Annotated in this window: 21 protein-coding genes; 10 read left to right on the forward strand and 11 right to left on the reverse strand. The window is 48.1% G+C overall.

What is annotated here, in order from left to right; translation table 11 throughout:
• Positions 1–69: 69 nt before the first annotated feature.
• The 6 genes from C8J48_RS09470 to C8J48_RS09495 form a co-directional block, all read right to left on the reverse strand.
• Positions 70–1,554 (reverse strand): tripartite tricarboxylate transporter permease, encoded by a 1,485-nt coding sequence (locus C8J48_RS09470; RefSeq protein WP_107726230.1) that lies wholly within the window; start codon positions 1,552–1,554, stop codon positions 70–72.
• A gap of 13 nt (positions 1,555–1,567) precedes the next feature.
• On the reverse strand, positions 1,568–2,005 hold the full coding sequence (locus C8J48_RS09475) for a tripartite tricarboxylate transporter TctB family protein (RefSeq protein WP_107726232.1): 438 nt from the start codon (positions 2,003–2,005) through the stop codon (positions 1,568–1,570).
• A 54-nt stretch (positions 2,006–2,059) separates the two neighbouring features.
• A complete protein-coding gene (locus tag C8J48_RS09480) occupies positions 2,060–3,022 on the reverse strand; it encodes a tripartite tricarboxylate transporter substrate binding protein (RefSeq protein WP_107726234.1) in 963 nt (320 codons plus the stop codon).
• A 16-nt stretch (positions 3,023–3,038) separates the two neighbouring features.
• The gene (locus C8J48_RS09485; RefSeq protein ID WP_107726236.1) at positions 3,039–3,926 is read right to left on the reverse strand and encodes a dihydrodipicolinate synthase family protein; all 888 of its coding nucleotides are present in this window, start codon (positions 3,924–3,926) and stop codon (positions 3,039–3,041) included.
• Positions 3,927–4,020: 94 nt separating this feature from the next.
• Entirely contained in the window at positions 4,021–4,932 is a 912-nt protein-coding gene (rbsK, locus tag C8J48_RS09490; protein WP_107726238.1) for a ribokinase, read from the reverse strand.
• Between the two features lie 17 nt (positions 4,933–4,949).
• On the reverse strand, positions 4,950–5,972 hold the full coding sequence (locus C8J48_RS09495; protein WP_107726241.1) for a LacI family DNA-binding transcriptional regulator: 1,023 nt from the start codon (positions 5,970–5,972) through the stop codon (positions 4,950–4,952).
• Between the two features lie 286 nt (positions 5,973–6,258).
• Here C8J48_RS09495 and C8J48_RS09500 point away from each other — a divergent pair, with 286 nt between their 5' ends.
• The 7 genes from C8J48_RS09500 (at position 6,259) to C8J48_RS09530 (ending at position 11,934) form a co-directional block, all read left to right on the forward strand.
• Positions 6,259–6,636 carry a CidA/LrgA family protein gene (locus C8J48_RS09500; RefSeq protein ID WP_107726243.1) on the forward strand — a complete coding sequence of 126 codons (378 nt, stop codon included), beginning with the start codon at positions 6,259–6,261 and terminating at the stop codon, positions 6,634–6,636.
• Positions 6,633–7,313 carry an LrgB family protein gene (locus C8J48_RS09505; protein ID WP_107726245.1) on the forward strand — a complete coding sequence of 227 codons (681 nt, stop codon included), beginning with the start codon at positions 6,633–6,635 and terminating at the stop codon, positions 7,311–7,313. The genes C8J48_RS09500 and C8J48_RS09505 overlap by 4 nt, the downstream gene beginning before the upstream one ends.
• 351 nt (positions 7,314–7,664) lie before the next feature.
• Positions 7,665–8,234 (forward strand): NADPH-dependent FMN reductase, encoded by a 570-nt coding sequence (gene ssuE, locus C8J48_RS09510; protein WP_107726247.1) that lies wholly within the window; start codon positions 7,665–7,667, stop codon positions 8,232–8,234.
• 201 nt (positions 8,235–8,435) lie between these two features.
• Complete coding sequence (locus C8J48_RS09515) at positions 8,436–9,212, forward strand: sulfonate ABC transporter substrate-binding protein (protein WP_245891112.1); 777 nt, start codon at positions 8,436–8,438, stop codon at positions 9,210–9,212.
• 20 nt (positions 9,213–9,232) lie between these two features.
• Positions 9,233–10,384 (forward strand): FMNH2-dependent alkanesulfonate monooxygenase, encoded by a 1,152-nt coding sequence (gene ssuD, locus C8J48_RS09520; protein ID WP_107726249.1) that lies wholly within the window; start codon positions 9,233–9,235, stop codon positions 10,382–10,384.
• Positions 10,384–11,160 carry an aliphatic sulfonate ABC transporter permease SsuC gene (ssuC, locus tag C8J48_RS09525; RefSeq protein ID WP_107727676.1) on the forward strand — a complete coding sequence of 259 codons (777 nt, stop codon included), beginning with the start codon at positions 10,384–10,386 and terminating at the stop codon, positions 11,158–11,160. The genes ssuD and ssuC overlap by 1 nt, the downstream gene beginning before the upstream one ends.
• Positions 11,161–11,172: 12 nt before the next feature.
• A complete protein-coding gene (locus C8J48_RS09530) occupies positions 11,173–11,934 on the forward strand; it encodes an ABC transporter ATP-binding protein (RefSeq protein WP_107726251.1) in 762 nt (253 codons plus the stop codon).
• Positions 11,935–11,994: 60 nt separating this feature from the next.
• On the opposite strand, the gene C8J48_RS09535 is transcribed toward C8J48_RS09530, so the two are convergent.
• On the reverse strand, positions 11,995–13,632 hold the full coding sequence (locus tag C8J48_RS09535; RefSeq protein WP_107726253.1) for a PucR family transcriptional regulator: 1,638 nt from the start codon (positions 13,630–13,632) through the stop codon (positions 11,995–11,997).
• Between the two features lie 225 nt (positions 13,633–13,857).
• On the opposite strand from C8J48_RS09535, the gene C8J48_RS09540 reads away from it, so the two are divergent.
• From C8J48_RS09540 to C8J48_RS09550, 3 genes are all read left to right on the forward strand, one after another.
• The gene (locus tag C8J48_RS09540; RefSeq protein ID WP_107726255.1) at positions 13,858–15,318 is read left to right on the forward strand and encodes a YfcC family protein; all 1,461 of its coding nucleotides are present in this window, start codon (positions 13,858–13,860) and stop codon (positions 15,316–15,318) included.
• 99 nt (positions 15,319–15,417) lie between these two features.
• Positions 15,418–16,653 carry a M20 family metallo-hydrolase gene (locus C8J48_RS09545; protein WP_107726257.1) on the forward strand — a complete coding sequence of 412 codons (1,236 nt, stop codon included), beginning with the start codon at positions 15,418–15,420 and terminating at the stop codon, positions 16,651–16,653.
• A 21-nt stretch (positions 16,654–16,674) separates the two neighbouring features.
• The gene (locus C8J48_RS09550; RefSeq protein ID WP_170105334.1) at positions 16,675–17,928 is read left to right on the forward strand and encodes a M20 family metallo-hydrolase; all 1,254 of its coding nucleotides are present in this window, start codon (positions 16,675–16,677) and stop codon (positions 17,926–17,928) included.
• Between the two features lie 129 nt (positions 17,929–18,057).
• Here C8J48_RS09550 and C8J48_RS09555 read toward each other — a convergent pair whose 3' ends face one another.
• From C8J48_RS09555 to galU, 4 genes are all read right to left on the reverse strand, one after another.
• Entirely contained in the window at positions 18,058–18,615 is a 558-nt protein-coding gene (locus C8J48_RS09555; RefSeq protein WP_245891113.1) for a dihydrofolate reductase family protein, read from the reverse strand.
• A gap of 321 nt (positions 18,616–18,936) precedes the next feature.
• Complete coding sequence (locus C8J48_RS09560) at positions 18,937–20,274, reverse strand: aminotransferase-like domain-containing protein (RefSeq protein WP_107726262.1); 1,338 nt, start codon at positions 20,272–20,274, stop codon at positions 18,937–18,939.
• A gap of 281 nt (positions 20,275–20,555) precedes the next feature.
• The gene (locus C8J48_RS09565) at positions 20,556–21,893 is read right to left on the reverse strand and encodes a UDP-glucose dehydrogenase family protein (protein ID WP_170105336.1); all 1,338 of its coding nucleotides are present in this window, start codon (positions 21,891–21,893) and stop codon (positions 20,556–20,558) included.
• A complete protein-coding gene (gene galU / locus C8J48_RS09570; protein WP_107726266.1) occupies positions 21,890–22,819 on the reverse strand; it encodes a UTP--glucose-1-phosphate uridylyltransferase GalU in 930 nt (309 codons plus the stop codon). The genes C8J48_RS09565 and galU overlap by 4 nt, the downstream gene beginning before the upstream one ends.
• Position 22,820: the final 1 nt, after the last annotated feature.

Below are 22,820 nucleotides of genomic sequence, written 5' to 3' on the forward strand. Positions count from 1 at the left end.
GGCGGGGAACCGTGTTTATGTCGCTTTATAGAGGTTAAAGTTACACAGTTTTATTCCAACTCGGCTGTTTTAACCGGTGTTTGCTTCTTTCCTCATTTCCAACCCCCGTTTAATCAGCGGAAATAGGAGGGATACCGCTGCTAACACAATTAAGATCAAGGAAATCGGCCGCTCGAAAAAAATCCACCAACCTTGATCGGTTAGCATCATTGCACGACGCAGGTTGGATTCCGCCATTTCTCCCAACAGCAAGCCCAGGATCAGAGGTGTCAAGGGAAAACCCAACTTTCGCAACAGCAAACCGCCAAATCCGCTGATAATCATGACCCATACATCAAAATAGGAATTGTTTAAAGCATAAGCGCCAACGATGCTAAAGACGACCACGGCAATCCAAATCACTTCCCGCGGAAGTCTCATCAAGCGAGAGAACAAATTGGAAGCGATCGCTCCCACCAATAGGATCATGAGGCTGGAAACAAATAACAACGCAATGATGACATAAACAAAATCGGGATTTTCGCTAAACAGTGCCGGCCCCGGTTGCATTCCATACATCATCAAGGCGCCAATCAGGATGGCTGTCACCGTGTCTCCCGGAAGGCCCAGGGTTAACATGGTGGTAAAGGCACCCCCGATTACCGCATTGTTGGCGGTTGAACTGGCGGCTAACCCTTCCAGTGATCCTTTTCCAAACCGCTCAGGCTCCTTGGAAATACGCCGGCTCTGATCCCAGGAGATCATCGAGGCGATATCACCTCCTGCGCCTGGGACCGCCCCAATAAATGTCCCAATGGTGGAAGATAGCCAAAAGGGCCGATTCATCTTTTTAATCTCTTTCCATTTGGGAAATCCGCTCTCCTGTTGACCCTTACCAACCGGTTTCATTGTAGGGGGATTTAACATTTGATACAAAACTTCGCCAAAGCCGAATAAGCCGATCATCATCGGTATAAATGCAATCCCTTCCAGCAAATCCGGCTGATCAAAGGTGAACCGCGGCGAAGACAGCATGGGATCTAATCCGATCGTCGCAATAAACAGACCGATACCTCCGGCAATCAATCCTTTTGTGATCGAGGCTCCGGAAACGCTGATCATAATCGACAAACCGAATACAGCCAAGGCAAAATATTCCGGTGGACCAAAGGAAAGCGCAAAACGGGATATCGGAAAGGCAAACATCAGCAAAAAAACCGTGCTTACAATCCCACCCAGCGCGGAATACAGGGTGTTGATCCCCAACGCTAACTTGGCTCGCCCCTGTTTAGCCAGCTCATATCCGTCAAATGTCGTGGAAATCGCCGCAGGCGTCCCCGGTGTATTGATTAATATCGCTGGAATCCCACCAGCAAAAACTGATGAACAATAGACAGCAATTAACATGGCCATGCCTTCCTGCGGTTCCAGCCAAAAGGTGAGGGGAACGATGATCGCCACCCCCATGGTTGAGGTTAGCCCCGGCAAAGCGCCGATAAAAACCCCCAGGATCACGCCTAAAATCATATATAACAAAACTGTAGGGCTAAGCACCTGCAACATTGCCTCTACCATCAATCACACCTCCTCAGATCATGACATGAAACCCTTTGATAAAGATCAGATAAACGAGCAAGCTTAAAATAACAGTCGTCAGGATCGATCCTTTCCAATTCAATTGCAATAGCTTGCACATGGCGAAAATCACAACCGCCATCACCGGTAGAAAAGGGAGCCTTCCCAAAGTGAATACGAATAAAAGAACGACCCCGATTATATACAGCCACTTTTTTAGACCCTTTTTTTCCTCATCGCTAAAAAAAGGTCCCATTCGCCGCTGCAAAAGGGTTCGAATCCCGTCAGCAATCAGCAAGATTACCAGAAGCCCCAACATCAACCGAGGAAAATAAGCCGGTCCCGGTATGTTGGGATTGGACGGTGACGGAAATTGACTGGTCAATGTGAACAGATAGACAGCCACCAACACCATCCCTGCGTTAAAAAGAAGGGAAAGAGGTTTTGTCATCGCGATCACCTTGAATGAACAGGCCTTCCCAAGGGAAGACCTGTTAGATTTTTGTTAATCCAACTCCATCGTCGGAATGATCCCGTTATACAGCTCCAGCTGTTCATCTGCAAAACGGGAAAATGCTTGTGGATCCTGATACGACAACGTCAACCCTTGTTTTTTAGCTAGCTCTTGGAACTCCTTTGATTGGATCGCTTTTTTAATCGCGCTTTCCAGTTTGCTCCTCACTTCTTCCGATCCCCCTTTGGGCATCGCAAATCCACCCCATGCGGTGATTTCCACATCGATTCCCTCTTCCTTTAATGTGGGAACTTCCGGAAAAAGTGCATCCCGTTCATTGCCCATCACAGCCAATACTTTTAAGTCACCGGATTTTACCCCACCCTGTACCTCGGATGGACTGACGGAAACCGCATCCACATGTTTACCCATCAACGCCGTTACAGCGGGAGCGGCGCCATCGAAGGGCACATGGGAAAGTTGAATACCCGCCTCTTCCGCAAATCCGGCCCCAGCAACATGCCAGATCGATCCGGTACCTGCATTTCCCACTCTAATCTTGCTGGGATTCTTTTTGGCATATGCGATAAATTCCGCGATGGTATCATAAGGAGCGTCCGCCCGCACCGTAATCGCCGCCGGTAAGAGATGGGAACGGCCCAATAAATAGAGATCATCCGGCTTTAGATCCGCATAACCCAAGGATTGGACCATCGCTAGTTCCACCGGCACATACCCAATGGTATAGCCGTCCGGCTTTTGTGATTTTAGATAGGACATGGCAACCGCGCCTGCACCCCCGGTCTTATTGACAGGCACTACCGGCACACCCAAATCATCCTCGACCAATTTAGCAACGGTACGTGAAATCGTATCCGAAGCGCCCCCAGGGGCGGCTTGAATCACCAATGTAATCTGATCGCTGGGAAACTCCTCCGCCGCTTGCTGATTTCCACATGCCGCCACCACCACCATGCTTAGTACCAAGAATAATATCCCGAACACTTTTTTCATCGCCGATCCCTCCTACTCACTTGAGTTCTAATCGTTCCAACCTCCGAAACAGATCTTTCTCTTCCTCTGCCGTTATATTGCGCAGAGGAGATCGAACCACTCCACCGGAAAGTCCCCGATACGCGAGTGCGGTTTTAAAAACGGAAAGATCTTTTCCGTGCATTAGTGCATCTGATATCTGTATAATTTTTGCTTGTTCTTTTTTCGCCGCTTCCCACTCCCCTTTTTGGTAATGCTGATACAGACGGACAAAGGGTTCAGGAAAGATGTTGGCATTACCGGAAACACTTCCGGAAGCACCTGCTACCAACCCGGAAAACACATACTGATCGGGGCCGAGCATAACTGAAAAGTCGTCGCTTGTTTCCAGCAAAATGCGTTGAATCTCACTAAAGTCATCCGAGCTAAATTTTAATGCCCGAATATTAGGGAAATCTGCAATCAGACGGGCTAACAAGGGGCGACGGATCTCATTGCGTGCATTTCCGGGAAAGTTATACACAAATAACGGGAATGATTGTGAAACGGATTGGGATATCTGCTGGTAATGACCAAAGATCGCGTCATCATCCAAGGGAAAGAAATAGGGACAGATGACAGAAATGCCGCTGGCTCCGATTCTTTCCGCGTGTTGGGCTAATTGCACCACCCGTGCGGTGGAGATATCCCCCACATGTAAAACCACGGGGATCCGACCGTTCACCGTGCGAATGATAAACTCCGCCACCTGTTTTCTCTCTTCAATCGAGAGCAACATGCCTTCTCCAGTCGTACCGAGAGGGAATAAGCCATGCACCCCCTTTCCGATGAGAAATTCAATCAAATGGCCCATTGCATCGTAGTCGACACGATCGTCTTCTTCAAATGGTGTAAGCATCGCGGGATAAATGCCTTGAAATCGCATATCTAGTCTCCTTTTGGTTCATGTTTTGCAACGATTCGGATAGCGCTTACATAAACGTCATACCGGATGTTACTTTCGGTTGTTGCTCTCCTTCTCAAAAATCCCTCCCAACCTCATCCCTTATCGGCATCCCCGACTGAGCTCCAAATTTGGTCACCGAGTGTGAAGCCGCTTTTATTGCAAAACGAACGGATTGCTCTACCCTCCATCCCTGACCGATGCCACAGGCCAAGGCGGCATTAAAGGCATCTCCCGCTCCCGTGGTATCGACCACCTCTACCTCGGGAGTGGGAATGGTGCGTAAGCGTCCATTCACCAAATAAGAACATCCCTTCTCACCGCGGGTCAGAATAAGTCGATGATGGTAGCGATTTTCCCACTCTCTCATCGCTTGTTCCAGTTCTTCCTCCGTGTTGGCGGAGTATCCGCACAACTGTTCAAACTCCGTTTCATTGGGGGTCAAATAATCCACCAACTGTAAGATTTCTTCTGTCAGCTCTTTGGCAGGCGCCGGATTGAGTATCGTTTTCACACCGGATTTTTTGGCGATGACAAGTGCATGGCGAACGGTATCCAGCGGAACCTCCAATTGCAGCAGCAGAACACTTGCACTACTGATTTCTCGCTGATGTTTGGAAACAAGATCCGTTGTACAGCGATCGTTCGCCCCAGGGACGACAATGATACAGTTATCTGTGGCGGTATGAATGATGGATGCAATGCCGGTGGGGATATCATCCATTCGCTCAATCGCCTCTATGTTCACGCCATCATCCGCTAGACTGCTAAAGATTTGTTGTCCAAAGGGATCATTCCCCAGCGCTCCAATGATCGACACTTCTGCCCCTAGCCTTGCGCAACCGACCGCCTGGTTCGCTCCTTTTCCCCCGGGAATATAGTGAATCTGGGTTCCTGGGATCGTTTCTCCCACTTTTGGCATGCGGTCCGCAGAAACCACCAAATCCATGTTTAAGCTACCGACAATCGCAATCTTTGGCTTCTTCATGAAAACGCTCCTCACAATCAGGTATCGATAAAATCACCGCATGAGGTGCGGATGACCAACTCGGTTTGAAACTTTTTTACAACCGGTGCCGATACGCGATGATTGATCAAATCAACCAACATCTGAACACAGGAGGCCGCCATCTCTTCTACCGGTAGATGCACCGTCGTCAAAGGCGGGATTGTAAACTGAGAGCTTTCACTGTTGTCGTGCCCTACAATCTCCATCTCTTCCGGCACAACGATCCCCTTTTCGTAACAGTTGCTCAAGGCACCAAGCGCCATCTGATCACTCAAAGCGAATATGGCAGTCGGCCTTACCCCGGAATGAAAAATCTCTTCTGCTGCCCGATAACCTCCTACCTCAGTAAACGCTCCCCCCGCAATATGCTCGGAGCCAACTTTCATCCCCAACAAGCGTGCTTCATCCAAAAAACCTTCCGTCCGGGTTCGAATCGCTTTCGATGATATTTTTGGAACGATTAATCCTACACGTTGATGCCCCCTACTGGAAAACAGTCGGGCTACTTGCCGACCCGATGAAGCATGATCCACCGTAACAGCGGAGTAGCGCTCTGATTCCCGTAAATGAAGCACAATCGGCACATTTAGGTTGGCCACTTGCAGAAAGCGCTCATCCTCCTCAGTCGCATTAGCAATAATAGCTGCATTGAAGCGGGTTCCGGTAATCAGACTTTTTTCTTCCTGCAGCTTTGCGCCGACATAGGGTTGAATCAATAGTTCACATTCCTCCTCCAACGATTGCAACCCCTGATGAACCCCTTGCAAAAAACGGCCAATCAAGGGTGCACGCGTATCCAGTGTCCAAAACAGCGCCAAAATCGGAACCACTTTTTCCCCGCCACTGCGCAATCTCCGCGCCGAAATATTGGGACGATAGTCCAACATGCGCGCAGCCTCTAGTACACGCTGTTGAGTCGTTGCCGAAATGCGATATTGATCCCCTTTTCCGTTTAAGACGACGGAAGCCGTACCTGGGGAGACTTTCGCCAGCTGTGCAATATCTTTAATACTGGCCATAACGTCCTCCTTCAAGTGCTAAAACGTTATGCTAAAACGTTTCGTTTATTATAAGTCGCCTTTGAAAGCGCTGTCAATTGATTGGCGTTATGAAAAAATAGGCAATTCATGCTCCGAATCGAATGTGTCATAATATTTAACACAAAACATCGCAAAATGATCAAAACAGAAACGAAAAAGGGATGTAATCGGTTTATTTATGTTAAATAATCTCACATTCAATTTGTACCATGGTAAAAACACCTGTTATATTGGAGATAACAAAATCGCAGGAAGGGGATGAAGGATGAGCGGCAAAAAACTTCCCATTTGGTTCATAGCCGTAGAGATCCTCATTCTGTTCCTGGTTTTCCAGTTTGCAAATGCAGCGGTTCGTTGGCTTCACCTTCCCATTCCACCAGCATTGCTTGGCATGGGCATCCTATTCGCTCTGTTGGCGTCAGGTAAAGTACAGGTACAGCTGTTTGAAGTCTCCAGCCGTCTATTGATTCGTCACCTGGTTCTTTTACTTCTACCGGTGATCGCCGGTATTATCCACTTCGGTCCCGTCTTGGAAAAAGAGGGATGGAAAGTGGGAACGATTCTAGTAATCACCACAATTGCTGTTTTAACTTCTACAGCAGTCTTTGCCCATCTCACCAATAAAAAGGGGGATAAACCATGAGCAAAAGTGTATTGCTATTGAGTTGGACGCTGATCGCTTATCTAGCGGGACTCAAACTGCACCGCCAAATCCCCCATATCCTGACAAGCCCTGTTTTCACCAGCACGTTATTGGTGATCGGTGGGCTATGGCTGACTCACACCGATTATTCGACTTACCGAGCGGCCAATGCACCGCTGGATCAATTGCTCGGCCCGGCCCAGGTGGCGATGGCCGTTCCTCTGTATAAGGGTTGGACCATGCTGAAGAGACACCTCTCTTTTATATTGGCTGGCGTCAGCGTTGGAACGATAACCGGAATGGTGATCGCCGTTTTCGCCGGAAAGCTCCTTCATCTTAACAATGAAACCATCCTGTCGCTGGTTCCCAAATCAGCAACCACACCCATTGCCATGGTGGCTTCTCATTCCGCCGGAGGTATTCCCGAACTAGCGGCAATTTTCGCTGTGGTGACCGGTATTCTCGGCTTAGTGTTAGGGCCTGTCCTACTCCGTTGGATGGGCGTGCAATGCCACTTAGCGAAAGGACTTGCCATGGGCACCGCCGGCCAGATGATCGGAGCTGCCCGTGCATCCCAATGGGGGGATGCCTCCGCTGCGATGGGCATCGTGGGGATGAGCTTAGCTGCGTTGCTGATCGGCTTGGTTACTCCCCTTTTGTCCCATCTGTTTATATAAGCACCCACAGCGGGTGCTTTCATTATTGAGACATCTCTCGTTCCTATAATCACTCCGACACCAACACCTCCGTTTTCTTAAAAAGGGGTTGACGACAAAATCATTCCTAACTATAATTCTTACTAACCCGATTTTATTAGTTATAATTATAAATATAGAAATTACACCATACGCCAACCGGACCACCGGAGGCCCTTTTCCTTCCTTTATAAACATGGAAGTGAAAGGGCCTTTTTCATATAAATCGTTCCATCTGGAGCCGACCAGACCGCTGGAGGCCCCGTCTCCCTTCTTACAAGGGGAGCGGGGCCTGTTTGGATACTGACATCTGATTAATGGAGGTTTTCCACATTGGGTACAATCGTCACTCTCTCCGGTAGTCCTTCTGCGACTTCCCGCACATCCGCTGTTCTTACTATTATTCGCCAGCAACTCGCATTTGCTGGCTGGCAAACCGATGCCATCAAGGTTCGTGATTTGCCTCCACAGGATTTGATCTACGCTCACTTTAACAGTCCTGCCTTACAGGAGACCATCCGTTTGCTTAAAAATGCCGATGGAGTCATTATCGCCACCCCCGTTTACAAGGCATCCTATACAGGAGTCCTAAAAGCATATCTCGACCTGTTACCACAAGAGATTTTGGAAGAGAAAGTGGTTTGGCCCATTGCTGTCGGCGGCTCACTCGCCCATCTTCTCACCTTGGATTATGCGCTAAAGCCGGTCCTTTACGCCTTGGGAGCTCAAACAATCATCAAGGGAGTCTATATCCAGGATTCTTGGGTGAAACAACACGACAGCGGGCAAGTTCAGTTGGAGGAAACGCTCGCAAAACGAATTCATGAGGAAATCGAAAAATTCCAGAAGACATTGGCCAGCACAAATAAACGAGGTGAAATCGTTGCAGGAGAGAACGGATAAAATTAATCGAATAAGACAGGCGAGGCTCCTGGTCCTGGGTGCGATCTTCGTTGCAGTGTCTGCTCTGGTAGCCGGTTGCTCTTCCAATGCCGCTGACGAAGATGAAAAGATCATGCGCATCGGATATCAAAAGTTTGGCACCCTGAGCATTTTAAAAAGTCAAGGTACTCTGGAACAAGCATTAGACCACGTGGATACAAAGTGGAATGGACGGAATTCCCTGCCGGTCCACAGCTGTTGGAAGCTTTAAACGTGGGTAGCATCGACATTGGTCATACCGGTAACGCACCACCCATCTTCGCCCAAGCGGCTGGGACACCACTCACCTATATCGGGGTTAGTTCACCCAAACCGGAAACAGAAGCAATCGTTGTACACAACGATTCCCCTATCAAAAGCGTCAAGGATTTAAAAGGAAAAAAGGTGGTCTTAAACAAGGGCTCCAACGTTCATTATCTGTTGGTTCGCGCACTGGAGGACGCCGGACTCCAATATGAAGACATTGAACCGGTCTATCTCCCGCCGGCGGATGCCCGTGCGGCTTTTTCCAAAAAAAGCGTCGACGCATGGGTGGTGTGGGATCCCTATTATGCCTCCGCAGAAGAGGACTTAGGGGTACGAACGATCACCGACGCCACCGGGTATACTTCCAATCGTGAATTTGTTTTTGCGGAACAAGAATTTGCCGACAATCATAGCGCAGAAGTAAAAATCCTGTTAGAAGAATTGAAAAAAACGGCGGATTGGTTTAACGACCACCCTGAACAAACAGCGAAACAGCTGGCCGAACAAATCAAGATGGACCCCATACCGGTGGAGAAGGCCATTACACGAACCGAGTACGGGATGGAACCGATCAACGACGATGTGCTCAAAGACCAGCAACAAGTAGCGGACACCTTTGCCCGTATTGGTCTAATTCCGAAAAAAATTCAGGTAGAAGAGGTTATCTGGCCTGAAAATCGAGTGAAAAAATAAAACGAAAGGATGAGTCAATCGTGCAGCTATTTTGGTTTATTCCCACTCATGGAGATGGTCGATATCTGGGCACCACAACAGGGGGGCGCATCGTCGATTATGCTTACCTGCGACAAATGGCCCAGGCGGTGGACAGCCTCGGCTACGAGGGAGCGCTCCTGCCAACAGGCCGATCCTGTGAAGACGCGTGGGTAGTCGCCTCTTCCCTCCTATCCGTCACTGAGCGGATGCGTTTCCTGGTAGCTGTACGCCCAGGACTCATCTCCCCTTCTGCTGCTGCTCGGATGACTTCCACCCTTGATCGCCTGTCCAATGGGAGATTACTGATCAACGTCGTGACGGGAGGTGATCCACTGGAGCTGGCCGGAGACGGGATTCACCTCAGTCATGATGAACGCTATGAACTGACCGATGAATTTTTGACCGTGTGGCGGCGAGAGATGGAAGGGGAGGAAGTCAATTTTAAAGGGAAGTATCTCGACATCCAAGGCGGAAAAGTATTGTTTCCCTCTACGCAACAACCCTATCCTCCACTCTATTTTGGAGGCTCATCTCCGGCAGGCCAACAGGTAGCGGCAAAGCATATCGACGTCTACCTTACCTGGGGAGAACCACCGGAGCAAGTGGCGAAAAAAATCGAACAGGTACGCCAATTAGCAGCGCTACAGAACCGCACAGTCCGATTTGGAATCCGGATGCACATCATTGTACGAGAGACGGAAGAAGAAGCTTGGGATGCGGCGGATCGTCTCATCCAATACGTAGATGAAGAAGCAATTGCTGCTTCCCAGAAAGTATTTTCCCGTTTTGATTCAGTCGGTCAAAAACGGATGTCACGACTGAACGGCTTTAACAAATCAAACCTAGAAATCAGCCCTAACCTATGGGCCGGAGTAGGACTGGTACGAGGCGGAGCAGGGACAGCCCTTGTCGGTAATCCTCGCACAGTAGCCGAACGGATGAGAGAGTATTCCACCCTCGGGATTGATACTTTTATCCTGTCCGGATATCCCCATCTGGAAGAAGCATACCGGGTGGCGGAACTCCTATTTCCCCATCTGCCTCTGGCCCAGCAAGGAAGCATTTCTCATTCCCAACTCACCGGCCCATTTGGCGAAGTCGTGGCAAATGACCATTACCCCGATAAAAAGCATGGAGGGGGATTGCAGTGATCAAAAACCGGCAGCCGTTCAAGTCCGTCGATTCGCTGATTCCATGGATCGTTCCCTTGGTATTGATCCTCCTGTGGCAGCTTCTTGCCCAGGCCGGATTAATTTCCAATCGCACACTGCCGGAACCGACAAAAGTGATCGAAGCAGCCCTGCTGCTGGCACAGTCAGGAGAGCTTTTCCAATACATCGGCGACAGCACCCTACGAGCTTTGACGGGATTGTTGGTTGGCGGAGGTATCGGATTAATCCTAGGATTTCTCAATGGTCTCTTTCCCATCGCAGAAAAATTACTGGACACGACCGTGCAAATGTTGCGCAATATCCCTCACTTGGCCTTGATCCCCCTCGCCATTTTATGGTTTGGGATCGGCGAAGAAGCCAAGCTCTTTCTAGTCGCATTAGGAGTCTTTTTTCCCATCTACTTAAATACCTTCCACGGCATTCGCTCCGTTGATCCCGGATTGATCGAAATGGGAAAAGTATATGGATTAAAAGGATTCTCCCTATACCGTAGAGTGATTCTACCTGGGGCGCTGCCGTCCATCCTGGTCGGTCTCCGGTTTTCCCTTGGCGTGATGTGGCTCACATTGATCGTCGCTGAAACCATCTCATCCGATTCAGGGATTGGCTATATGGCGATGAACGCTCGTGAATTTATGCAAATGGACATTGTGCTGGTCAGCATTTTATTGTATGCCTTGCTTGGAAAATTAGCCGATCTCTTGGCGAAGGTTTTAGAAAACCACTGCCTCCGCTGGCAAGCCGGCCGTTTATGAAGGAGGGAAAAGATGAGTGAGATTACGGTAGGCGGCCTGGAAATCAAAGGGCTGCAGAAACGATTTGGAAAACGGCAAGTCCTGGAGAATATCGATTTATCGATCCGCCCCGGTCAATTTACGACCATCGTCGGTGAATCCGGCTGTGGAAAAAGCACATTCCTCCGTCTGCTGGCCGGATTGGAGACACCGACAGAGGGAACGATTATACAAGACGGCAAACCAGTTACAGCACACAACACAGCAACTCGTATGATGTTTCAAGACTCACGCCTTCTCCCCTGGGAAACGATTTCTGACAATGTAAAACTGGGCATAACCGCGCATCCGACAACCGCAGAGGAAGAGGCTCTCAACATGTTGAAACTGGTGGGCCTAGAGGAATATAAGGATGAATGGCCTTCCGTTCTCTCCGGTGGTCAACGTCAGCGGGTCGCATTAGCCCGTGCCCTCGTCAGTCGGCCCCGGGTTCTGTTATTGGATGAACCGCTGGGAGCCCTGGACGCCCTCACTCGAATCGGCATGCAAGAACTGATCGAGCAGTTGTGGCAACGACAGCGATTTACCGCTCTCCTCGTCACCCACGATGCCACGGAAGCCGTTGCACTTGCCGATCGCGTCATTCTGTTAAAAAAGGGTCAGGTGGCACTGGATCTCCCCATCAACCTCCCCCGTCCACGTCCACGGGGGAGCGCCAAATTTTCCGCCCTGGTCGAAACCATCCTGGACCATATCCTCGATCGACCGGAAAAGCTTCAAAACTCAATCCTTTAGCAAAAAAGGTTGCTGACTAATAGGTTGTCAGCAGCCTTTTTCCGTCAAGGTAAATGCTGCTCACGAGGGTTTTAACAAATCTCGAATCACAATCGCCATCCGCAGACGCAACATTTCATCCGGCTCTTTCAGAGATCGCCCCAACATTTTTTCGCATTTTTGCAAGCGGTACTTAACCGTATTCTCATGAATATATAACTGCTTTGCCGACTTGGCGATCTGACAATGATTCTCCAGATATACCGCCAGAGTCATCAATAACTCTTCTTTCTTACCCCCCTTTTTATCCACCAATCCTGTTAGCGTATTTTTATAGTAATCTTCCAAATGTTTTCGCGGAATCATGCGCAATAGCTCTGTCAATTGCCGAATTCGATAAAGCTGTATAAACCGACACTTCTTTGAACGATAGCCCCCTGATAATGCGTCTATAGCCTCACGGTATACTTTTACGATATCCAACATATCTCGGGTACTGGGACTAACACCAAATGAGACTGAAATCCCGAACAGGTCCAACAAATGTTGTTGAATCGAACACAATATTTCGATAAACGCCGCTTCACTCTCCTGCTCGTCGGCTTTTAGCGGATACAAAATTCCGATCCGATTTTCCGCCTCAAATATGATCCCTTGCCTTTCCGCCTGCTTTAACCTCCACTCCATATGTTCATAGACGGTTTTATGCTGAAATAACTCTCCATTTTCGCTGGAAGACGGCAAGGAATATGGATCAATCTGACCAACTGCACAAATATAATCCTGATCCAAATGCAGTTGAAATTCCTTTCCCCTTCGGATCACTTCCTGTTTTGTCGGGATTTTTTCTTGCAAAAGTTCGTTAAAAAATTGATTTTTTGTATTACGAATACGTTCCTGCACGGCGTGCTGTTTCATATACGCAAATGCAATAATTTGGGCGGATTGTTCAATCACCAGCAATGTTGTCGTATCCGCAGGAGAGACCCAACCGAAGACGACCATATACCTTTTCCTCGGCATTACCGTTGGAATCGGGAAAATCGATACCGTTTGCCGATCCTGATTTGCCGTTTTTAGGAAAGAAAATGACCCCATTCCGTTGTAAGACGCCTCCGCTTGGCCGTACTGAAGGAGATGCAACTTTAGTGAGAAGCTGATCTGGGGTGCCGGCGGATTGGAAGAAACATCCTGGTCACCGTATTCATCTACAATCAACACCGGCTTGTCCAATACCGTCGATAGCTGCCGCACAATCGTTTGCAACCCTTTACCTTTTAGCATCGATGATGTCAGTTGGCGCTGGGTGTTGAGAGCATCGGTTAATTCACGCGTCTCCTTTTCCAAAATACAACTGAGTGCTTGGTTTACCAATTCTCCCAAAGAAGGGGTCAACGGTAATTCAATGATGGGTAACTCCACCCGGTTCCCTATCTCAATAATGTGGTTAGGGATGTTGTCCCAATAGCGTTTCGTCTTGATTCCCAGACCGGCGCAACCATGTGCCGCCATAAATTCCACCAATTTTTCCAATTCGCTTTCGTTCTCTTTTATCGAATAAGCCGTTGTTAATAGCAGCTCTCCCGGCTTCAGATAGTTCATGATATCGGGAGCATCCATCATATTCACATTTTTTACTCGCCTTGTAATACCGCTATAGCCAGCTACGACATGGGCATTTGCAAAACACGCCAATTGTAGTAATCGTTTTAGTTCCATCTCAACTCCCCAACCTTCACTAATCACTCTTTAAAATTTGTCACAAAAAATAACATGGATATTCATCGAGAAGGGTGATAATCTCTTTTTTGTTTGATTGCAACAAAAATCTAAACCATATTTTGTCCTAATCGTATCATGACCCCTCAATCTTATGTAAGTATTATTGACATATAATATTTGTTTGATTGAACTAAAACCTTAGTTAGAAATGGGGGAACCGTTATGGCATCCGGTAACAAGGCCTCCTCTCCCTCCAGCCAATCTCGTCCTGACCCCGAATTTACAGTCAACCAACTGCGAATCCCCCATATTTACGTGATTTTATTGGGGATGATCGTTTTGGTTGCCCTCGCCACCTTTATCATCCCCGCCGGTGAGTATGATCGAATCGCGGGACCGGAAGGACGAGAAGTGATAAAACCCGATTCTTACCAGCAAGTGGATTCCACTCCCATCGGTATCTTGCAAGTAATGATGGTCATACCCAAAGGTTTGCTGGATGCAGGAGAAGTCGTCGTCTTTACGCTTATTATCGGCGGTATGTTTATGGTGCTAAGAAAAACCGGCATCATTCAACTAGGGGTCAATCACTTGACTCACTGCTTTGCCCAACGCAGCATTTGGGTTATTCCTGTATTGATGATTTTGTTCGCCACCATCGCTAGCTTTATCGGCACACCAGAACTGAGTCTGGTATATGTCCCTGTTTTATTGCCGCTGCTGTTGGCCTTGGGATATGACTCCATGACCGCAGTAGCTATCGCCCTGGTTGCCACTGCTGCAGGATTTACAGGGGGGCTTACCAACCCCGTTACAATCGGTCTTAGCCAGCAGATCGCCAACTTGCCTCTATATTCTGGCGCCGGTTTTCGGCTGATTGTTTTTATCGTCATGTTGTCCATTGGGATTGGTTATGTTGTTCAATACGCAATCAAAGTCAAAAAAGATCCCTCCTACAGCATTACTTATGAAAATGATCAGGTAAAAAGAGAAGAAATCCGGACACAACAAAACCAACATAAACAACAGCAAGGAACACCCCGACAAAAAGCGGCCTCTGTCGCCGCCGTCATCTTCTTCGCCCTGTTGGTTTACGGTGTCTTGATTGAAGGCTGGTTTATGATGGAATTGTCCGGTTTATTCTTGCTCATGACCATCGTCGTTGGAGTATTGGCCGGGTTGAAAAGCACCAAAATTTGTGAGGCCTTTAATGAAGGGCTGAAAAGCGTCTTAATGGCTGCTTTTATCATCGGTATGGCGCGTGGAATCGCGGTGATGATGCAAGAGGGAAAAATTATGGATACGGTTATCTATGCGTTCGCACAGGCGGTTTCATTTCTTCCAGGAACATTAACCGCCCTCGGTATGCTCATCGTGCAAAGTTTATTCAATTTTCTGGTCCCTTCCGGCAGTGGACAAGCGGTAATCACGATGCCGATTATGGCCCCTTTGGCCGATCTGCTGGGTGTAACTCGCCAGACCGCTGTACTCGCCTTTCAATTTGGTGACGGAATATCCAACATTATTTATCCTACATCCGGTTATTTTATGGCCACCTTGGCATTGGCTGATGTACGCTGGGATCGATGGGTTCGCTTCATTCTGCCGTTGCTGCTGATGTGGGTGATCTTGGCTGCCATTTTTATCACAATCGCTCACGCGATTCAATGGGGGCCGTTTTGAAGGCGAACATCATCATTCAGGGTTGGATCTTTGCAATGATCTATCAACGTTACCCTCCGCTACCTTTTATATGTAAAACTAATCAGGAGGAATGATTCGATGCTTATGCAAGAAACCACCAAACGGGTGGAACAACTGATCCGCGATTTAAGCCGGTTTAATGAAACACCGGAAAAAGGGATTACTCGCCGTTTTCTCACCTCCATCGATCAAGAAGCCAAGCACTATCTCATCCAACATGCGCAAGAACAGGGTTTAACCGTTAAAGAGGATGCCATCGGCAATATCTTTTGCACCCTTCCCGGCAGTAACCCAGATTTACCTGCGGTATGGACCGGGTCCCATGTGGACGCCCCCCTGCACGGTGGGATGTTTGATGGTGTCGTCGGCGTTGTTGGTGCGCTGGAGGCGCTAAGGCTCATACGAGAACAGGATATTGCGCGAGAACGAAATATTATAGCAGTAATATTTGCGTCGGAGGAGCCGACTCGCTTTGGAGTGGGTTGTCTCGGCAGCCGTGCACTAATCGGGCAGCTTTCAGAAACGATGTTGGATGATCTTGTCGATCAAGATGGGATCAGCTTGCGCCAAGCCTTGATCCAACAAGGTCGAAACCCTGGGGCAGCCGTAAACAGCCCAGCAGATCCAAAGCATATCCATAAGTTTGTCGAACTCCATATTGAACAGGGTATCGTCCTGGAAAAACTAGAAAAGCAGATTGGAATTGTAACCGCCATCGCCGCTCCTGCCGATATTCGTTTGCAGCTTTATGGCGTACAGGGACATGCGGGAGCCACCCCCATGAATCTACGCAAAGATGCCTTTGCCGCCTTGGGAGAGATCAGTATGGCGTTGGAGCGACTCGCACGGCAATGGAACTGTGTCGGTACCATCGGCTCCGTAGAGGTCGATCCCGGAACGAGCAACGTCATTCCCGGACTTGTAACATGTAGTATCGATATTCGCGGTGTGGAAACCGAATCGTTCCATTCGATGTTGGAGAAGCTTCATCAGGAGATTACAAACATCTGCTCAGGAAGAGGTATTCAGTTTAATTGGACACTTTTGAGCAAAGACGACCCCGTTCAAACTGATACCAAAATCGTCCAATCGATTGAATCCCAATGTCGTACGCTAGGACTCAGCTATCACCATATGCCCAGTGGTGCTTACCACGACAGTATGATCATGGCGGCAATTTCCCAGGTAGGAATGATATTTGTACCTAGTCGGGATGGAATTAGCCATGATCATCGTGAATGGACCAATTTTGAAGCGATCGCCAGCGGGATATCCGTTTTAACCCAAACTTTGATACAGCTATCGCAAAAATAATATATAGAAAGGAAGGATTTTTTGATCAACCGCAATCGGATCAGCGACCGCATCAATCAACTGGCTCAAATCGGAAAAAGCGCCGATGGAGGAGTCACCCGCATCGCATTTTCAAAAGAAGACCAACAGGCCCACAACCTCGTTGCTAACTGGATGAAAGAAGCCGGGTTACATGTCCGTATCGATCGCGCCGGAAACCTAATTGGATGTCTTCCCGGAAGAAACCCCACAGCTCCTCCCGTCTTGATCGGTTCTCATCTTGATACCGTCATCAACGGCGGCCGCTTTGACGGCACCATCGGCGTGATCGCCGGGTTGGAAATCGCTCAGCACTTGCTGGAAGAAAAGGACTTGCTCCCCCTCCCCTTGGAGGTGATTGCTTTTCGCGATGAAGAGGGGGTACGCTTTGGAAGCGGGTTATTTGGCAGCCGGGCAATGGCGGGCAACCTCGTCAAAAACGAAATGGACAAGGTTGATCTTCACAACGTGTCACGAAAAGAGGTATTGGAGGAAGCAGGGCTACAGCCGGATTTATTACCGGAGGCACAGAGAACTGATCCAATAACTGCCTATTTTGAAATCCATATTGAACAAGGCCCTTTGCTGGAACAAAGGAATATACCAATCGGAATTGTTACCGGCATTGCGGGATGCATTCGTCTACTACTCGAATTCACCGGCACAGCCGGCCATGCCGGTACTGTTCCCATGCACCTTCGTAAAGATGCACTGTTGGTGGCTTGTGAAACCGCGCTCGCAGTGGATGATCTGATGCGACAGTATCAAGTCACTTCCTTGGTCGGCACTGTCGGTTCCTTACAAGCATATCCCGGAGCCGTTAATACGATCGCCGGCAAGGCGACCATAACAGTGGATATCCGCGATCTCGACTCTTCCCGTCTGCAACATGCCGTCAATCGAATCAAAGATTTCACCCAACGGATAGCCGACACACGGGGCCTTCAACTCAAACTGCAAGAAACCTTGCGCACATCCCCCACTCTCTGTAGCAATGCTCTCAACGATATCTTAAAAACGACGGCACAAGAAATGGAGACCCCCCATATCGAAATGATGAGCGGCGCAGGGCATGACGCTCAAGCAATGGCGCAAATATGTGATATGGGTATGATCCTGATCCGTTGTAACGACGGGCTCAGTCACCATCCCCAGGAGTATGCGGATATGGATGATATCGAAATCGGGGTACGTTTGCTGGAAAAAGCGATCAAAGCGTACTGTCGCAACTTTCGCTTCCACATGGCTTCTTCATGATGATACGGATGGTTTTAGTACAAAAATGAGACACCTAGAAGAATGTGACCTCAAAACAATAGCGGCAACCGAGAAATTACTCATCCCAAGGCTGCCGCTATTGTACTGATTACAACGTCCAAAAACTGTTCATTTCTGATAATACAATCCAACCACACCGTTCTGATACGTTTTCGTACTGCTTAAACGCATGGAAAACTGCTTGTTAGCAAGAGCAAACAACCGCTCACCTTGGGAAGCGACCACAGGGTGGATAAGCACCCACAGCTCATCAAAAAGGTCGCTTTGGATTAATCGTTGCCATGTTTTTACTCCACTTTCAACCGAAATTGTTTTTGCATGTTTTTTTAGATTTTCCAATTCACGAGCGACAGAATCATCATCTTTTACAATGATTTGCTGTGAATTCCTCCAAATTAAATCCACTTTAGAGCGAGAGATCACAACTTTAGGAAGATCGTTTATCCGTTGGGCAATCGCACGTTCCAATGAATTGGACGACATTTCCGCCTGTTGCCAATACTGTGCCATTGAAGAATAGGTATTCCCTCCGACAACAATCGTTTCTACCGTATTGTAATATTCAAGGTAATCTTCGAAAATCTCTTCACTTAACATCATCCACTGGTCTTCATTTGAAACAATACCGTCCAGTGACATTTGCATGGTCAAAACAATATTACCCAATAATCAGCCGCTCCCTTCATAAAATCCCATATGGTTAGCGTAATAATCATCGTCAACTATTGCGTCCGTGAACTTAATATAACAAGTCCGTGGCTTTATCGTTTCTTATGAATTGCCATATTCTCAACCTTCCAATCCAATTATACACGCAACCCCCTACGATCCTCACACGCAGGGGGTTTTACGACTCCGCTTTACTGCTGTCCCGCTTATAGGAATTCATAATCAAGTTCGTCGTCGTCTCATGAACGGTAATCAACAACAGAGAGACCGATCATATCTCGTTTCTGCAAATTTTCCGCAGTTTTTAACAATCAACTATTATCGATATCGTTTAATGTAATGAATGATTTTATCAACTCCAAAGGCGATTTCCTCCTCCTGAGCTCTGGCAATACTAAGTCGAATAAATTTAACTTTCTCCCGATAGTCGGGTAAGTAAAAACCTTCTCCCGGCACCACCAGGATATTGCTTAATTTTAGTTCGTTAACAAGCTTTTTTAGGTTTGTTTCCACTGGGAGCTTAATTGTTTTAAAAATACCGGAGTCCACAGGTGCAGACTGTACCAAACCCTTACGCCAATAAGGAGCCAAGCACTGATGCAAAACCTCCATCCTTTTTGCATATAAAGCCCTTATTTTGTACCGGTGTTTTTCAAACATGCCGTTTTTGATATATATGGCTAGAGCGGCCTGGGATAGGGCAGATGTATCGATATCCGAAAACTTCTTATATGCATGAAACCGTTGCCGGAGGGATTCCGGTAGAACAACAACGCCAAGCCGCAATCCGGGAAAAATAATTTTAGAGAAGCTTTTTAGGTAGATGACATGGGACGATTGGTCATAGGTATAAATGGGATCATAGCGTTGATCCTGATTTAAATCCGCGATATAGTCGTCTTCAACAATATACACATCGTATTTGTGAGCCAATGAGGCAATCGCTTTTCTTTGTTCAAGATTATAAGAAGTGCCCAGCGGGTTTTGCGATCGCGGCATGGTGTAAAAAAATTTAATGTTATCATGCTTAAAGCGATACTCCAGTTCATTTAAATCAATTCCAGTCTCATCTCTGGCAATGCCGATCATCGGTATATTTTCATGTTTTAAATACTTCAAATAGATATCATAGCTGGGCTGCTCCACCAGTATCGTCTTTTTTTCAGCGGGAAACTGCATCGTGGATAAAATCATCAGCGCTTGTTGAGAACCGGATGTAATAAATATTCCATCAGCGGAAGTAAACACCTGCATCGCCCAAAGATGCGAAACAAGGACATCCCGCAGTGCTTTTAAACCGTGTGAATCGCCATATGTGAACAGATTGTATTTGTATCGGTCGATCGCTTGATTGAGGCAATGCTGAAAATCCAAATAAGGAAAGATATCCAAATCCGGGGAGGCCGCCGAAAAATCAATACCCTTATCTTCTTTTGGTGACTCCTTTTTCTTTTCAACAACATAGTGACCGCTTTGGGCAATCGAGTAGATAACATGATTCTTCTCCAACTCCGCAAAAGCGCGAATCACCGTGCTGGTGCTGCATTGAAACATATTGGCCATTTTTCGGATGGAAGGAAGTTTGCTTCCCGGTGCATAACGGCCACGCTGTATCCATTGTTCCACCTCGGCCATAATGGACAAATATTTTTTCATATGATCGCATCCCTAGAGAAACATGTACTTATTTTTGTATTTTTGCGAGCGTGAAAACCACTGGATTTATCTGGCGATTATCTCTCTTTTAACCGTGGGCCCACAGGGTTCGCTTTGGAACTCTCCGAGTTACTCGAGATTACCTAAGAATCCCCTGCGTTTATGCATAGGGAGTTCACAATCAATTGTTTGTCCCAGATCGATTGGAGTCAATTAAAAATGGCATACTCATCGGATAAGTATACCATCTCATTTTAGGCTTTCTCTATTTATTTACATTGTCAGTGTTTTATCGTCGACTGCGGCTGCTTACCTGGATTTAATCGCGGCCTTCCCACCGATAGATAAGTGAGTGGCCACCGATGTGTCACCTGTTTCATTTCCTCCAAGGAAAACTGATTCCTGCCATCGAGCAGGAGCAACGATTTTCTACCTTTCATCACTCGTTCCCAATCCAACTGACGAAATTCCGGCCACTCCGTCATCAGCACCACCGCATCTGAGAGCGCCGCCACTTGATACGGATCCGAATAGAGGTGAACATCTTTGACGGGATAATCTCTGCCGATGAGCGGATCATATGCCGCGACCGTAGCTCCTGCGTCCAGCGCCAAGCGGCAAAAAGGAATGGAAGGCGCTTCTCGCAAATCGTCGGACATCGGTTTAAACGTCAACCCCCAGATGCCGAGTTTGCGGCGGTGCAATCCACCCCACTCTTTTACTAATCGTTGCAACAAATCCCTAGGGCGATTTCGGTTTATCGCAACTGCCGCCTCCACCAACGGCATCGGCACTTGTATCTGTTTGCCCATCGTAATAAAAGCTTGGGTATCCTTTGGAAAACAAGAACCTCCATACCCGGCTCCCGGACGAAGAAAAGCGGACCCGATACGGGGATCGGAACCCATGCCTTGAGCGACGGCATCCACATCTGCATCGAGGTGATCACACAGATTGGCAACCATATTGATATAGGAGATCTTCATCGCTAAAAAAGCATTGGAGGCGTATTTGATCATTTCCGCACTACGCCTGTCGCAGGTTTGTAATGGTGCGTCCAATCGTTCGTAGATTTGCGCCATCACTTCACAGGCAGCAGGAGAAGATGCTCCTACAACAATCCGATCTGGATGAAAAAAGTCAGCCACGGCATTGCCCTGGCGTAAAAATTCAGGATTGGAGACCACCTGAAGATCGCTTCGTTCCCACTTCTGCTGTAGCCTCTTTTCCAGGGCATCTCCGGTTCCGGGGGGAACCGTACTTTTAACTACTACCACCCCGTCAGAGCGACCATGCTTGCCAATATCATCAATCGCTCGCTCCACTTGTCGCAAATCGGCACTGCCATCAGCCGCTTCCGGTGTACCCACTGCAATAAAATAAACTTGACTCGCTCGAATCGCAGCTGGGATATCGTCACTGAAGCGAATGAGACCGTTATGCCTGGAACGATGCAAAATCTCCTGTAAACCCGGTTCCCATAAGGGCATCCCCCCGGCATTGAGGGTGGCGACTTTCTCTGCTGCAATATCCGCTCCGATCACATGATGCCCCAGCTCTGCCAACCCCGCCGCCGTCACCAGCCCTACATAGCCTGTCCCGATCACGGTAATGTTCACAACGCTTTCCCTCTTTCCGCCGTGTGATATTTCAACATCATCAGTTCCATCATCGGTAGCAAGCGTTCGCGTAGAGCTGGGTTTTGCAGACCAAATGTCAGATTGGCTTCAAGAAAACCTAAGGGATTCCCTACATCAAAACGGGACCCGGTAAAGCCAAAGGCCCACATCGTTGTATCTTTCTTCCACAGACGCAGGGCATCCGTCAACTGCACCTCTCCCTTGAGGCCGCGCGGGGTTTTTTCCAAAATATCAAACAGGGTCGGCTCTAAAATGTAGCGCCCCATGATCGCAATCCGCGAAGGTGTTTCACTGATGCTTGGCTTCTCCACCAGATCAAATAAAGGCATGATTTCCCCAGCTCGAATCGTCCGTTTAACGGAACGGATCACCCCATATTTTGAAACATCCTCCGCTTCCACTGTTTGTACGCCAATCACTGGATTGCCGGTCTGTTCATATTGCTCCATCAACTGACGGGTACATGGCAGCATCCCTTCCGCCGTTTCGACGATATCGTCACCCAACAACAAGGCAAACGGCTCTTCTCCCACAAACGTGCGAGCGTGAAGAACTGCATCTCCCAAGCCTTTGGGCTCTTTCTGACGGATATAGTGAATACGTGCCATACCGGCGATAGCCTCAATCTGTTCCAAGCGATCATGCTGTCCCCTTGTTTGCAAAAGATTTTCCAGTTCTCCGGAGCGGTCGAAGTGATCTTCAATCGCCCGTTTGCTTCTACCGGTGATGATTAAGATGTCTTCGATACCGGAAGCCACCGCTTCTTCCACAATAAATTGGATCGCCGGTTTATCCACAATCGGCAACATTTCCTTGGGCAGCGCTTTGGTAGCGGGCAAAAATCGTGTCCCTAAACCAGCTGCCGGTATAACGGCTTTTCTCACACGGGTGCTTTTCACAGTCATC

It is taken from the genome of Desmospora activa DSM 45169 (genome assembly GCF_003046315.1).
GTDB classification, from domain to species: Bacteria; Bacillota; Bacilli; order Thermoactinomycetales; family DSM-45169; genus Desmospora; species Desmospora activa.

What these genes read in the sequence shown, in the direction of transcription:
- C8J48_RS09500 (WP_107726243.1), top strand. Translation starts at nt 6,259, where the DNA reads ATGAGCGGCAAAAAACTTCCCATTTGGTTCATAGCCGTAGAGATCCTC.
- C8J48_RS09470 (WP_107726230.1), bottom strand. Translation starts at nt 1,554, where the DNA reads ATGGTAGAGGCAATGTTGCAGGTGCTTAGCCCTACAGTTTTGTTATAT.
- C8J48_RS09560 (WP_107726262.1), bottom strand. Translation starts at nt 20,274, where the DNA reads ATGAAAAAATATTTGTCCATTATGGCCGAGGTGGAACAATGGATACAG.
- C8J48_RS09535 (WP_107726253.1), bottom strand. Translation starts at nt 13,632, where the DNA reads ATGGAACTAAAACGATTACTACAATTGGCGTGTTTTGCAAATGCCCAT.
- C8J48_RS09505 (WP_107726245.1), top strand. Translation starts at nt 6,633, where the DNA reads ATGAGCAAAAGTGTATTGCTATTGAGTTGGACGCTGATCGCTTATCTA.
- C8J48_RS09480 (WP_107726234.1), bottom strand. Translation starts at nt 3,022, where the DNA reads ATGAAAAAAGTGTTCGGGATATTATTCTTGGTACTAAGCATGGTGGTG.
- C8J48_RS09485 (WP_107726236.1), bottom strand. Translation starts at nt 3,926, where the DNA reads ATGCGATTTCAAGGCATTTATCCCGCGATGCTTACACCATTTGAAGAA.
- C8J48_RS09495 (WP_107726241.1), bottom strand. Translation starts at nt 5,972, where the DNA reads ATGGCCAGTATTAAAGATATTGCACAGCTGGCGAAAGTCTCCCCAGGT.
- galU (WP_107726266.1), bottom strand. Translation starts at nt 22,819, where the DNA reads ATGACTGTGAAAAGCACCCGTGTGAGAAAAGCCGTTATACCGGCAGCT.
- C8J48_RS09475 (WP_107726232.1), bottom strand. Translation starts at nt 2,005, where the DNA reads ATGACAAAACCTCTTTCCCTTCTTTTTAACGCAGGGATGGTGTTGGTG.
- C8J48_RS09530 (WP_107726251.1), top strand. Translation starts at nt 11,173, where the DNA reads ATGAGTGAGATTACGGTAGGCGGCCTGGAAATCAAAGGGCTGCAGAAA.
- C8J48_RS09540 (WP_107726255.1), top strand. Translation starts at nt 13,858, where the DNA reads ATGGCATCCGGTAACAAGGCCTCCTCTCCCTCCAGCCAATCTCGTCCT.
- rbsK (WP_107726238.1), bottom strand. Translation starts at nt 4,932, where the DNA reads ATGAAGAAGCCAAAGATTGCGATTGTCGGTAGCTTAAACATGGATTTG.
- C8J48_RS09545 (WP_107726257.1), top strand. Translation starts at nt 15,418, where the DNA reads ATGCTTATGCAAGAAACCACCAAACGGGTGGAACAACTGATCCGCGAT.